Origin of the sequence: Trichocoleus sp. AS-A1, assembly GCF_039962015.1 — a bacterium.
Classification (GTDB): Bacteria; Cyanobacteriota; Cyanobacteriia; order Cyanobacteriales; family FACHB-T130; genus FACHB-T130.
Genome location: NZ_JAMPKG010000009.1, coordinates 81,547 through 94,366, shown reverse-complemented (window position 1 = coordinate 94,366; position 12,820 = coordinate 81,547). Strand labels below are relative to the sequence as shown.

Annotated in this window: 11 protein-coding genes; 6 read left to right on the top strand and 5 right to left on the bottom strand. The window is 48.4% G+C overall.

All coding sequences use genetic code 11. The features are described 5' to 3' along the window. Nucleotides 1–20: 20 nt before the first annotated feature. The 4 genes from bioB (at nucleotide 21) to NC994_RS09245 (ending at nucleotide 5,082) form a co-directional block, all read left to right on the top strand. A complete protein-coding gene (gene bioB / locus NC994_RS09260; protein WP_190431981.1) occupies nucleotides 21–1,106 on the top strand; it encodes a biotin synthase BioB in 1,086 nt (361 codons plus the stop codon). A gap of 296 nt (nucleotides 1,107–1,402) precedes the next feature. Next, nucleotides 1,403–1,987: a biotin transporter BioY gene (locus NC994_RS09255; protein WP_190414984.1), complete on the top strand. Its 585-nt coding sequence runs from the start codon at nucleotides 1,403–1,405 to the stop codon at nucleotides 1,985–1,987. 133 nt (nucleotides 1,988–2,120) lie between these two features. Then, the gene (gene lspA / locus NC994_RS09250; protein ID WP_190414983.1) at nucleotides 2,121–2,624 is read left to right on the top strand and encodes a signal peptidase II; all 504 of its coding nucleotides are present in this window, start codon (nucleotides 2,121–2,123) and stop codon (nucleotides 2,622–2,624) included. Nucleotides 2,625–2,832: 208 nt separating this feature from the next. Next, nucleotides 2,833–5,082, top strand: a complete 2,250-nt coding sequence (locus tag NC994_RS09245; protein WP_190431977.1) for a transglycosylase domain-containing protein — start codon at nucleotides 2,833–2,835, stop codon at nucleotides 5,080–5,082. Nucleotides 5,083–5,166: 84 nt separating this feature from the next. Here the strand turns inward: NC994_RS09245 and NC994_RS09240 are convergent, their stop codons facing one another. Then, the gene (locus NC994_RS09240) at nucleotides 5,167–5,766 is read right to left on the bottom strand and encodes a Uma2 family endonuclease (protein WP_190431973.1); all 600 of its coding nucleotides are present in this window, start codon (nucleotides 5,764–5,766) and stop codon (nucleotides 5,167–5,169) included. A 517-nt stretch (nucleotides 5,767–6,283) separates the two neighbouring features. Here NC994_RS09240 and NC994_RS09235 point away from each other — a divergent pair. Beyond that, nucleotides 6,284–6,757 (top strand): ATP-binding protein, encoded by a 474-nt coding sequence (locus NC994_RS09235; protein WP_190432154.1) that lies wholly within the window; start codon nucleotides 6,284–6,286, stop codon nucleotides 6,755–6,757. 122 nt (nucleotides 6,758–6,879) lie between these two features. On the opposite strand, the gene NC994_RS09230 is transcribed toward NC994_RS09235, so the two are convergent. From NC994_RS09230 to dapF, 3 genes are all read right to left on the bottom strand, one after another. Continuing rightward, nucleotides 6,880–7,998: a hypothetical protein gene (locus NC994_RS09230; protein ID WP_190431971.1), complete on the bottom strand. Its 1,119-nt coding sequence runs from the start codon at nucleotides 7,996–7,998 to the stop codon at nucleotides 6,880–6,882. A 194-nt stretch (nucleotides 7,999–8,192) separates the two neighbouring features. Next, nucleotides 8,193–8,963, bottom strand: a complete 771-nt coding sequence (locus NC994_RS09225) for a glutathione S-transferase family protein (RefSeq protein ID WP_190431969.1) — start codon at nucleotides 8,961–8,963, stop codon at nucleotides 8,193–8,195. A 144-nt stretch (nucleotides 8,964–9,107) separates the two neighbouring features. Further along, nucleotides 9,108–9,947, bottom strand: coding sequence for a diaminopimelate epimerase (gene dapF, locus NC994_RS09220; protein WP_190431966.1), 840 nt, complete (start codon nucleotides 9,945–9,947; stop codon nucleotides 9,108–9,110). A gap of 116 nt (nucleotides 9,948–10,063) precedes the next feature. Between dapF and NC994_RS09215 the strand changes: the two genes are divergently transcribed. Then, a complete protein-coding gene (locus NC994_RS09215) occupies nucleotides 10,064–10,276 on the top strand; it encodes an RNA chaperone Hfq (RefSeq protein WP_190414975.1) in 213 nt (70 codons plus the stop codon). A gap of 47 nt (nucleotides 10,277–10,323) precedes the next feature. On the opposite strand, the gene NC994_RS09210 is transcribed toward NC994_RS09215, so the two are convergent. Next, complete coding sequence (locus NC994_RS09210) at nucleotides 10,324–12,666, bottom strand: cation:proton antiporter (protein WP_190414974.1); 2,343 nt, start codon at nucleotides 12,664–12,666, stop codon at nucleotides 10,324–10,326. Nucleotides 12,667–12,820 lie beyond the last annotated feature (154 nt).

Genomic DNA, 12,820 nt, shown 5'->3' with positions numbered 1-12,820 from the left:
TACGATCAAAAGGGCCGAACGTGGTTCAAGCATCGGTGTCAAACGTGGATGTTAACAGCAAGTCTCAGGAGTCACTGCGGCAATGGCTGCAAAACCTGACCTCTCGGATTATTGCTGGCGAGCGGATTGGGAGAGCTGAAGCGATCGCTCTATCCCAAATTGAAGGTGAAGAAAATATTTTGCTGCTATGCGAAGCAGCCGACAAAGTCCGTCAAGCTTGTTGCGGAAACGTAGTCGATTTATGCAGCATTGTCAATGTGAAATCTGGCAATTGCTCGGAAAATTGCGGCTTCTGTTCCCAGTCTGCTCACCACCCCGGTCAAGACTCGCCAATCTATGGCTTGAAATCCACCGAGGAGATTCTTGCCCAAGCCAAAGCAGCTGAAGCAGCCGGGGCAAAGCGGTTTTGTTTAGTTTCTCAAGGACGCGGCATTAAGTACAACAGCCCCAAATCGACGGAATTTGAACAAATTCTGGAAACGGTGAGCCGAATTATTGCCGAAACCCAGATTAAACCTTGCTGTGCGTTGGGAGAAGTGACGCCAGAACAAGCTCAGGCGCTAGCTGAGGCGGGGGTAACGCGGTACAACCATAATTTAGAGGCATCGGAGAACTTCTTTGAGCAAATCGTGACAACTCATACTTGGCGCGATCGCGTCCAAACCATCCAAAATCTCAAAGCTGCGGGAATTCAAGCCTGCACGGGTGGAATCATGGGATTGGGCGAAAGCTGGGAAGACCGAGTGGATCTGGCGTTAGCGCTGCGGGAATTGGAAGTCGAATCCGTACCGCTGAATTTATTAAATCCCAGAGAAGGGACACCCCTAAGCGATCGCCCGAAAATCGATCCTTATGAAGCCCTCAAAGCGATCGCCATTTTCCGCCTCATCCTGCCCGAACAAATTCTGCGCTACGCTGGCGGACGGGAAGCCGTGATGGGAGAACTCCAAGCAATGGGCTTTCAAGCGGGAATGAATGCCATGCTGATTGGACACTACCTCACCACCATCGGGCAACCGCCAGAGCAAGACCATGCTATGCTCGAATCCCTAGGGCTGACGGGCGGCGAAGCACCCATTCCCGGCGAATACACTGCTAAGGTATGAGTGCTATAGGGGCGGGACTCCCTGCTCCTGGTGAGGGCTGAGGACTAAGGACTGAGGACTAAGGACTGAGGACTGAGGACTGAGGACTGAGGACTGAGGACTGAGGACTGAGGACTGAGGACTGAGGACTGAGGACTGAGGACTGAGGACTGAGGACTGAGGACTGAGGACTGAGGACTGAGGACTGAGGACTGAGGACTGAGGACTATTTCTCCCTTGCTCTTTGACGCCCCTACTCTTTGACGCTTCTGCTTCTTTACTCCCCTGCTCTTTTACTCCCCTGCTCCTTTACCCTTGTGTTTGCTCCCACTGAACTACTGTGGGCCTTGATTGGCTTACTCCTAACGATTGGTGGTACGTTTCTGGAAGCGTATGTCCCCAGCCTTCCTTGGAATTGGTCTCAGCAAGGGATTCAAACTCACTCGCTGGGCGTGACCTATCAAATCGGTGCCGTGCTGCTAGTTGGCTGTATGGGCGGTAAAAATGCCGGGGCACTCTCTCAAATTGCTTACCTGGCGTTGGGTCTCACTCCCTGGTTTCCAGTCTTTTCTCAAGGCGGAGGTCTCGACTATCTCACAGAACCCAGCTTTGGCTACTTACTAGGCTTTATTCCGGGTGCGTGGATATGTGGCTTAGTGGCTTTTAAGGCACCGCAGCGATTGGAGTCTTTGTCCTTCAGCTGTATTTGTGGGTTGCTGGTCATCCATATCACTGGTTTGACTTATCTAATCGTGACCCATTTGTTAACCTTGGGAGCGGTATTACTGCCGTTATGGGAAGCAGTTTTGAAATACTCCGTCTATCCTTTACCAGCCCAAATGGCAATTGTTTGTGCAGTGACAGTCTTGGCTTATTTCTTACGCCAGCTAATGCTTTATTAAGTCGTTGGTTCGGTCATTAGTCAAGCGCTCGTTGGTCATGGGGTAGTGGGTTGATAGTCTACCGATACTGATTACTAAAGAACGATTGACTAATCACTCATCACGAATAACTAATGACTAATGAATAATTACAATGAATTTTAAAAATCACTATTTTTGGCTCGCCGCTTTCGTTAGTTTGATTCTGGATCGGGTAACTAAATATTGGGTGGTGCAGAATTTTGTCTATAAAGAAACGTGGGCGCTGTGGCCTAATGTATTTCACTTTACCTATGAATTGAACCCTGGGGCAGCTTTTAGCTGGTTTCAAGGCGAAGTTTGGTTGCCCTGGCTTTCTTTGGGGGTAAGTCTCTTCTTGATCGGATTCGCTTTAGTAAACCCCCATTTGGATCGTTGGGAACAATTAGGCTGTGGCTTTATCTTAGGTGGAGCGGTGGGCAATGGAATTGACCGATTTTTCAACAGTTGCGTTATCAATGACAAATTTTTCAATGGTTGCGTCGTTGATTTCTTGGATTTTCGGCTGATTCACTTTGCAGTATTTAATCTGGCAGATATGTTTATTAATGTAGGCATGGTGTGTTTATTGATTGCCTGGTTTTGGAATCAACCTTCCTCATCTGGCAGACCACGCTGAAGAGATGAGGGCAGAGGAAGCGGAGGGAAGTGGGAGAAAGCTGATTTTTACGTTGATAATTAATTCCCTTCTTTAGTTTTTTAAAAGACGATTTGTTAAAACCTATCTTTGTAAGCTCTTTCTCTTTTTCACAACGCCTCCCTAGGCAAGAGATTAGAATATTTAGTACAAACCTCTTGCTTGTCGCATTGAGCCTTTTGCCTCTGACATGACCTCACCCCAACAACCGCCTAAAACCATCCTGGGTCAACTAACTCAGGCAGTACAGACCATTCAAGCTAAGGTAAATTTTAATGCGCTGGCGCTGAAGCCCAATGCCAGAGTGCCGGAACTATGGGTGCAGGATGCCGGTGCTGCTAAGGCAGAGGTTTATCCACTATTGGGCGATCGCTATTTACTGGGACGCAGTTCTAAATCTTGCGATATCGTGGTGCGGAACCCAGTTATCAGTCAGATTCATCTTTCATTAAACCGAGAAGGACGGCGCGGGCAGTCCTTTGTCATCAAGGATGAAAACTCTACCAATGGCATCTACCGAGGGAGACGGCGGCTCAATAGCCTCATACTACGCCACGGCGATATCCTCACCCTAGGACCACCGGAATTGGCGGATGCGGTTCGGCTTCAGTACCACAATCCGCCCCCCTGGTACGTGCTGGCGACTCGTTACGCCCTCTATGGGGTGGGTGGACTGACCAGTTTATTGGCATTGTGGATTCTTTTTGAGTGGCGCAATATTCCGATTCGACCTTTGCCGGCTGGCGTACAAGGACCAGTAGTAATTAATTCTGATGACGGAACGCCGTTACAGCGTCCCCGAACGATAGCGCACCGGGAATTGGGGCGATTATCAGATTTTTCCAAGTATCTGCCTCAAGCGGTGATTGCATCGGAAGACAGCCGCTATTACTGGCACTTCGGGGTCGATCCTGTTGGCACGCTGCGGGCGGTGGTGACGAATGTCAAGGGAGGCGGAATTCGTCAAGGCGGTAGCACGATTACGCAACAGTTGGCGCGGAGTTTGTTTCGGGAGTATGTGGGGACAGAAGATAGCGCGGGGCGAAAAATCAAGGAAGCGATCGTCGCTCTGAAGCTGGAGACGTTCTACAGTAAGAACGAGATCATGCGGAATTATCTGAACCGCATCTACTTGGGAGTTGGCGCGAACGGGTTTGAGGACGCGGCTCAGTTTTATTTCGACAAATCTGCCAGAGACTTAAATATTTCTGAAGCGGCGACGCTGGTGGCGATTTTGCCAGCACCGAATAGTTTTAATCCGATTCGGGATTATAAAACAGCGATTGGACTGCGCGATCGCATTATTAACCGCATGGCAAATCTAGGGTTTATCAGTGCGGAAGAAGCTCAACGAGCAAGGCGATCGCGTATTGACGTTAGCCCCAAAGCCAGAGAAGCTTTAGCTAGCATCAAGGCACCCTATTTTTACAGCTACGTTTTCACCGAACTCCAATTCTTGTTGGGAGATCAACTGGCAAAAGAAGGCAATTTTTTTGTCGAAACCAATCTGGATCTAGAGACTCAACAAAAGGCGGAAACTGCCCTCCGCAACGGAGTTAATACCATTGGGGGAAGTTACAGGTTCTCCGAGGGAGCAATTGTCACCCTCGACTCCAGCAACGGGTCAATTCGCGCCTTGGTCGGTGGCACAGATTATCAAAAAAGTCAATTTAATCGCGCGACTCAAGCCAAGCGACAACCGGGTTCCACCTTCAAAATTTTTGCCTACGCCTCGGCACTTGAACAAGGTAACTCGCCGGGAAAGTTTTATTCTTGCGCCCCTTTAGTGTGGCAGAGTCAACGCTTTCGGGGGTGCGAAAGAGTAGGGGGTAGCGGGACGGATATGTACACCGGGCTTGCCCAGTCTGAGAATGCGATCGCGCTGCGGGTGGCGCAGGATGTTGGTTTAGATCGGGTGGTGGAGATGGCTCGACGACTGGGCATCACAACGCCGCTTAATCCGGTTCCCGGTTTGGTGTTGGGGCAAAGCGAAACCACTGTCTTGGAGATGACGGGGGCTTTCGGTGCCTTGGAAAATGGCGGCGTCTGGAATCGCGCCCATGCTATTCAGCGGATTCGGGACAGCAGCGATTGCAAAGATTTCAACAATCCGCAAACCTGCCGGGTGATTTACTCCTTCGAGGAGGAAGCAGGGGCAACGAAGCGGGTGCTGTCACAGGGAATCGCAGATACCATGACGAATATGCTTCGGGGCGCAGTGCGAGGGGGTACGGCACGGGCGGCGTCGATTGGATTCGGAGAGGTGGGGAAGACGGGCACCACGAATAGCGGCGTTGACTTGTGGTTTATTGGCTACGTTCCCAGTCAGGATCTCGTCACCGGCATTTGGCTGGGAAATGACGACAACACTCCAACGCGAGGAAGTAGCGGACAAGCTGCCCAAGTTTGGGCAAACTATATGCGGCAAGTGGTGCGTTAAGCTATGTTGCTAGATATTTTCACGGGTGCGATCGCTCTTTGAGATTGAGGAGAATGCGATCGCACTGCTACTGTAAAATATCTTTCAACCGATTTGTCTCATCCCATTAATAAACTCAGTTCTCGCTGCCAAAATATCAGACATTTGCACGCAGCGCACTAGCAAAGCAATATCTAAATCAGGCAAAAATTCACTTTTGGAAATTTGCGCATAATTATGTTCGCGCAGTCGATAAAGCACAAGCTGATTATTTTCCCAAAACCAGACTTCAGCAATTTTCAACCGCTTGTACTTTTCTAGTTTATCTATGCCACCGCTGGTAATAGTGACTTCAATTGCCAAATCCGGATGATCTTTCTTCTCCCCTAAATAGTAAGATTCATCCGGCTCAAATGAAACATCTTTGCTCTTGTCCCTGCGAGTTGCACTCCCTACAGGAATAAATTTAATTCCTTTTTCAAACAAGTAAAGTGCTATAAATATACCTAAAACACTCTTTATCTGTTCGTGGTCTTCGCCTAGTGTCATAAACTCCACACAGCCATCTAAATAAGTGATTCGCAAACCAGGCGCATCTGCGATTAATGATTCTATCGCCTCAAATTGCTCCCAAGTATAATAACCTGGTAAGGTGAATTGCTGTTCTTTAACAGTTGTTGTGGATTCTGAAACTTGTAATATCATGGGGGGATGCTCCACTAAAAATGAGTAGATATTCTCTATTCTAAAGATAGACAGAAGCTACCGAGCGAAGTTAATTTGAAGATTCAGTATTCGTGGGATGATTATTGGCGATCGCATACTGCTTGAGTATAGGTGACAGAGCGTAATTTTTTTTGTTGCACTATTAAGCAGCGCCAAGATAAAGATTGCAGCGAGTTTAGTATTTTTCTAGTCACAATATTATCCATTTTCACCATTTCAATGCGATGATTGTACGGATACCCATCGTCCCTCAAAATAAAGAGCGATCGCACTTAGGAGCAAATACCAAGCAGTGGGATGCTTGTAGGAGTATAGCTCGCCTTCTCCATTCAAATAAGAGGTGATGGTATTCGCTAGCTTTTCTATTTGTAAAAAAATCTCCTTTTTCAGGAGAAAGTTACCAAGTTTTAATTGCAAATTGCAATTACCATTACTTTAAAATTACCTTTGTTTTAAACCTTATGCTTAAATAATGACTATTGATAGGCTATTGTCTATGCAGTTAGTCATCTTTATCGGCTTGCAGGCTTCTGGGAAAAGTACCTTCTATCACACTCATTTTGCTGAAACGCATAAGCTGGTTAGCAAAGATTTGTTGCGGAACAACAAGAACCGCTCTAGAAGACAAACACAACTTATTAAAGAAGCACTTGAAACGGGGCAATCGGTTGTTGTGGATAATACTAACCCAACCGTCGAAGAACGTGCGTCCCTCATTCAATTGGGCTGTATGTATGGAGCCGAAATTATCGGTTATTACTTTAAATCGTCGGTGAGTCAATGCCGGGAACGTAACCAGCAGCGCTTAGGTAAAAAACGGGTGCCAGATGTAGCAATTTACGCGACAATCAAAAAGCTACAACGCCCCTCTTATAATGAAGGCTTTCACCAACTGTTCTACGTGCGGATAGCTGGTGACTTCGCTTTTGAGGTTTGTGGGTGGACTGAAGATGAGGTTGCTGATGGATAGTGATACGTTTGAGAAACAAATGCGATCGCTGGCGATATCAATAGGCTGATCTAGCAGATGATGACTACCAGCAATCGTTTAAAAGTTACCAACTTATATTACGTGACAGCCTGTATTCGTAATTATGATACTTTAATTTCCCGAATCGCCCAGTCAATCACTTCTAGAAATTGCTTCGCTATCAACTCATCTTTCAGTTCAGACAACTGAATATACCATTGATAGGTATTAACAGAAATCGACTGACCTACGACTAATTTTAAGCGGTTGAGAAGTTCAGCCTTTTTGTCTTCCAAGTTAAATGGAGGCTCGTAGGCATAAATCTCAAGAGTGCCATCAGTCCATATTGTGAAAAACTTTCTGGTTTCTCCTTTGTAACTGATTATTCTGGGGATCAGAGACCCTTCAATTTTCCCTTTCCCCCAACTAACGTGCATTTTTTCACAATTGATCCAGTTGAAAACGTTTCTAGCAGCTTGAGCTACATCACTCCCTTTTTTTGCCTCTAATTCTTGAAAGAACAAAGACTCATTCCATTGCTTAGTCTCATAATTCAGTAGAGATTGCGTTGATTTCCCTGCTACTGTTTGACCAATAATTCTAGGAACAAGAGTTTTTAAACCTTGACCAACGTATTGGTTAATTTCAATTGCCAATACCTCCGCTGGATTCATTTGTTTATTAAGAAACTCCACAATACGTTGAAGTTCAGGAGGAATCTTGTCAGCAACAAAGACTAGACGGATTTTGCCAGCTTGCAGATTTGTCTTGACCTTTTCCCAAAACTCAGATGGCTTAGCATCAGCGCCTAGAAAATTGCTGAGTATCTGTTCAGAATCTTGACTTTTTATCTGACAATTAGCGTTAAATTGGGCAATGATTTTCTCAACAGGCCAATAAACCACTGCATTAGCAGCATAGTCGAGCATCTGTCCAGCTACTTCTCGCCGGATGCGGGTGTCAGTGCTACGCTTAACTTCCACTAAGGTGGGAATTCCATCTTGGTCGAGAAATAAATGGTCGAGTGCCCATCGGTCGAAACCATTTTCTTCAGATGGCACGGGCATCTCTTCTGAAACTAACAACCAACGTCTCGGTGCCGCACTGTTGATCTGGTCGCCAGCCAACAAACTGGGATAGTCGGCTAGCAGTTTTTGCAGCAAAGCTTCCGAGTCATAGGGCTGTTCGATCATTTCAACCAGCTGACCCTTGTCTTGAATTAGGTAAATAGCGCCTGTCATCACAATTCCTTTGGGTTGACCTAATTTAAGGTTCCCGTTTTCAAGGTTCGATGTTACATAGCGATTAGATTTTGCCTGCGAACAGGCTAGTCTGTTTATGAGCAAACGATTTCCAAACATCTGCCAGGTCGTTCAACCGTGAGGATGCGATCGCTTCCCACTTTCACTTTGCCACGCTCAGGTGCAACGAACCCTTACCCCTGGCGTTCCTCACGGAACAGGCGCAAGATATAAGCTCCCGCCAGGGTTTCTCGTAACTCTTTAATTGCCACTGCAATCTCATCGGGCAACTCATCTAAGTGAGGCAGACTCGCCCCATACTCGGCAGGCAGTACAGCCGGAGCCGCGAGACAGGCAAATGTGAGGTCTGCTGCCGAAAAGCGATCGCCAACTAAGTAGGAACGTCCATCTGCCAACCGCGCGTTGACGTTCTCGAAGATGCGCTTAATCTTGTCGTGGGCACTGGCTGACGATTCTGCCGTGATATTGTAGCCTCGCCGTGCCGCCTCGCGAATCAACGGAAAAACGATTGGAAATGACGCCCGCTCAACAGAGGGTACGCCATCGCACCACAGTCGCCGCATCAACTGGCGATTATCTAGCAAATAAAAGTACGCCCAAAGACGGATGCTGGGGCCGAGCTGCTTGTTAAACAAATCTTCGAGTTTTTCAACCTCGCGGCGCAGCTTGGGATCGGCTGGGTAAAGTTTTGCACTTTCAGCCGTCATGCTATCTAGATACTGCAAGATATCAGAGGAATCGCTCAAAGTACCCGTTTCCGTCACCAGAACCGGAGTCGTTTGTCCGCCGCCATTTTTGCGGGTGGCTAGCCGATGAAAAAGCGGCATATGGCGTTCTTCAATGTAGGGAACTTCAAGCCGTTCTAATGCCCATCGTGCTTTTTCGCAGTAATGGCTGACGGAGATGGTAATGAGTCGGGGAGCCTTTTCTGGCGGCTTTTGCATTTTTGCTAGATCGCGCGATGTGCAACTTTACAGTTTAATTCCCGGCAATTGAGCGAGGGACTAGGGGAATCGAACCAACAGAACTGTTCGGGTTTTGGTCCCCCAATCCCCATTTATCGGAAGGCTAAGAAAAAGCACATCGGATTATATCTGACCTGCGAATACACGCTCCGCTGGTCCTGTCATGTAAACTCGCTGGTCGATTTCCGACCATTCGATTTCCAAACAGCCGCCGGGTAATTCAACGGTGGCGATGCGATCGCTCTTTCCAGTCAACACTCCAGCGACCACAGTCGCACAAGCACCCGTGCCGCACGCTAAAGTTATTCCTGCACCGCGTTCCCAGACCCGCATTTTCAGGTAATCCGGACGCACCACTTGAATAAACTCGGTGTTCGTCCGCTTGGGAAAAACGGGATGATGCTCGAACTGGGGGCCAATATTTTCTAAAGGAATCGCGGCAACATCCTCCACAAACGTGATGCAGTGAGGATTCCCCATGCTGACACAAGTTACCAACCAAGTAGCATCAGCGACTTCTAAAGGTTGAGCGATTACTTTCTCGTTAGGGGCACCCAGCGTCGTGGGAATTTCTGCCGCCAGTAGTCCTGGCATTCCCATATCGACGGTGACTTTCCCATCCGGCTTGATGTGCGGTGTCATGACACCTGCCAGGGTATGAATCCGATATTGAGTTTCTTGAGTAGATTTTCCTTCTAAATCAGCGAGAAATTTGCCTAAACAGCGAATGCCATTGCCGCACATTTCCGGTTCGGAACCATCGGAGTTGAAAATCCGCATGGTGTAGTCGGTGCCGTCTTGTCCCGGCAGGGCAAAAATCACGCCGTCGGCACCAATGCCGAAGTGGCGATCGCAAAACTTGACCGCTTGTTCTGGCGTTACCTTGGGTTCTGATGAGGAACGATTGTCAATCAGAATGAAATCGTTTCCCAGTCCGTGATACTTAGTAAACTCGATTCCCATTTAGCAATCCTTCGATTCGCAATTTTCGATTAGCATAAACTATGGAATGGGTAATGGTTAATGGCAGTCCTTCAATCCTGAAATCTGGCAATTCGCATTAGGAAAAATCTTGCATTATGACAACTGAACTGGAAACAGGCTTACCAAGCACTCGCCTCGTCCAAACATTTGTGAAAGAGGGACAAAGGGTTGAACTGAAACTCCTCACGAACGATGTACTCGTTGGTAAACTGCGTTGGCAAGATCAGAACTGTATTTGTCTACAAGATGAATCGAATCAGCAAACGCTGGTTTGGCGACACGCGATCGCTTATGTGCAGCCAAAGTAATTAGGAATCGGGAATCGGGAATCGGGAATCTCTTCCCCAATGACCGATTACCTTGATTCGCCTGTTCGCTGATTATCAGAGGGAAGATGCTCTTGTATCGCTTCGCTTACTGGCAAGTTGAGCGTAGGGACTGGGAAAACCGAAGGCTCAGATTCGGGTGCCAACAACTGTTGCACCTGATTGAGGGGAAAACTGCCGCCGCATAAGAGCAGCTGATCGCCCGCTTGCAGCTCGGTATCGCCCCCCGGAAAGCGGATGAACTTGCCATCTCGCCGAATTGCTTGCACTTGCACCCCGTACTGGCGGCGAATATGCAGCTCAGAGAGAGGCTTACCGGCAACAGGGCTGGACTCTGGAACCTGCAACCACTGACAGGGAGCGGTTTGGCTTGGGATTGCCACTTCACCGTTTGCCAGTTGATTAAAAGCAGCTTGTTCGTTGGATTCTCCCACCACCAAGAGGCGATCGCCCACTTCCAGAGAAGTTTGCTTGTCTGGATAGTCCACTTCTTCCCCACCAGTTCGCCGAATTGCCATCAAAGTGACACCCGTCAATCGGCGCATATCCGTCTCCTGTAGCGTCATCCCAATCAGAGGAGAGTTGGGAGGGAGGGAATACCACTTGCTATTCATTTCGGCAGTGGCAATTTGTAAGTCATGAGCAATCTCCGAAGGCGATCGCTCTGGACGCAACGCGAGGTAGTGGCTATTGCGAATTTGCTGCATTTCCTTCTGAATCTGCCATGTTGGCAATCCACTACCGGCTAATAGATGCGCCGCCAGTTCCAAACTGGCTTCAAACTCCGGTTGCACCACCTCCCGCGCCCCCAGCTGATAAAGCAGTTCGATATCGTTGTTGTGGTTAGCGCGAACGACAATATCGAGATCCGGAGCCAATTCTAAAGCGCGTTTGAGGCAAAGGCGGGTACTCATCGGATCGGGAAGCGCGATCGCCATCCCCTTTGCTTTATCTACCCCCGCAGCTTCCAGAACGTGCAAACTCACCGCATTGCCATAAACATAAGAAACTTCTGCTTCTCTTAACTGCTGAATCCGGCTTTCCGACTGGTCAATCACTACCACTGGATAGTTATGCTCCTGCACCAGTTTGATCAGATTCCGTCCCACCCGTCCATAACCGCAGACCACCACATGATTTTGCAAAGGCGCATCTACCGCCACTTCCATCGGGTCATCCACCGGATCTAGATATGGCTTCAGCCAAGGCAACTCCAACAATTTTGGCACCAGCCGCATCACAAAAGGCGTCAGTACCAGCGTCACCGCAGTCGTGCCCAAAATCAGCAAGTAAACCCGCCGAGAAACCAGCCCCAAAGCTTGTCCTTCACTGGCTAGAACAAACGAAAATTCTCCAATTTGAGCTAACCCCAAACCAGCAATTACCGCAGTTTTCAGCGGATAGCCAAACGCTCTAACAATCGGCGTCACAATCAAAAACTTGCCGACAAAAACCAGTAAAACCAGCCCCAGAATTAACTCTAGGTTGTTCCACAGGAAAATCGGGTCGATGAGCATCCCAATCGCCGCAAAAAACAGTGCCGCAAACACATCCCGCAACGGCTCCACATAAGTCAGGGTTTGGTCGGCGTATTCCACCTCCGAAATCATTAACCCGGCGACAAATGCCCCCATTTCAATCGAAAGACCCAAAGCCTCCGTGAGCAACGCAATCCCCAAACACAGCGCCACCACGCCCAACAGAAACAACTCCCGGCTTTCCGTTCGAGCCAAGAGGCGCAGCAAGGGAGGAATCAGCCAGATGCCTGCTGCCACAGCCACAGCCGCAAATAACCCAATCTGTAACAGCGCTAAAGCCACAGCCTTGCCAATCGCTTCTGGCGGTTGATCCAGCGCTGGCAAGACAGCCAGCATCAACCCCAATGCCAAATCCTGTACCACCAAAATCCCCAGCATCACCTGAGCGTGAGGCGTCCCCGTCTCATTTCGCTCCATCAGACACTTAAAGACAATTGCGGTTGAAGACAAAGACAGAATTGCCCCCAGGAAGACACCCTTCGCTGGTAAGGTACCCCACGCTCCAGTGAGTCCACAGACTGCAACCGTGACTGCAATTGTCAGGGCAATCTGTAGTCCGCCTCCACCCAAGGCGATGCCTTTAACTTTTTTTAATTCCGCAAACGAAAACTCAACGCCCAAGGCGAACAACAAAAAGGCGACACCAAATTGAGCCAGGGTTTCTATCTGAACCAATTCTTTAATCAGTCCCAACCCCGCAGGCCCAACGACGATTCCGCCGACGATATAACCCAGTAAGGCAGGTTGCCGCAGCAGCGCTGATACCACTCCACCAACGGCTGCTGCTGCCAAAACAGATACTAAGTCAACAATCAGTCTAAAGTCTTCTTGCACAAGTTTGTTTTATGAGAACAAGTATAAAGGTATATAAACTTAGAATACAGAGTTTTATGGACTGTGCTAACGCCATTGCCTCAGGTTTCTATTGGGCAACTGGGATCAATTGAGGGAAGGCGGTGGAAACAGTCCAGGCAAGGTGATAGTCTAT

Excerpts from the sequence above, each read along its gene's own strand:
- lspA (WP_190414983.1), top strand. The coding sequence starts at position 2,121 with ATGAATTTTAAAAATCACTATTTTTGGCTCGCCGCTTTCGTTAGTTTG.
- NC994_RS09245 (WP_190431977.1), top strand. The coding sequence starts at position 2,833 with ATGACCTCACCCCAACAACCGCCTAAAACCATCCTGGGTCAACTAACT.
- NC994_RS09240 (WP_190431973.1), bottom strand. The coding sequence starts at position 5,766 with ATGATATTACAAGTTTCAGAATCCACAACAACTGTTAAAGAACAGCAA.
- NC994_RS09235 (WP_190432154.1), top strand. The coding sequence starts at position 6,284 with ATGCAGTTAGTCATCTTTATCGGCTTGCAGGCTTCTGGGAAAAGTACC.
- NC994_RS09230 (WP_190431971.1), bottom strand. The coding sequence starts at position 7,998 with ATGACAGGCGCTATTTACCTAATTCAAGACAAGGGTCAGCTGGTTGAA.
- NC994_RS09225 (WP_190431969.1), bottom strand. The coding sequence starts at position 8,963 with ATGCAAAAGCCGCCAGAAAAGGCTCCCCGACTCATTACCATCTCCGTC.
- dapF (WP_190431966.1), bottom strand. The coding sequence starts at position 9,947 with ATGGGAATCGAGTTTACTAAGTATCACGGACTGGGAAACGATTTCATT.
- NC994_RS09215 (WP_190414975.1), top strand. The coding sequence starts at position 10,064 with ATGACAACTGAACTGGAAACAGGCTTACCAAGCACTCGCCTCGTCCAA.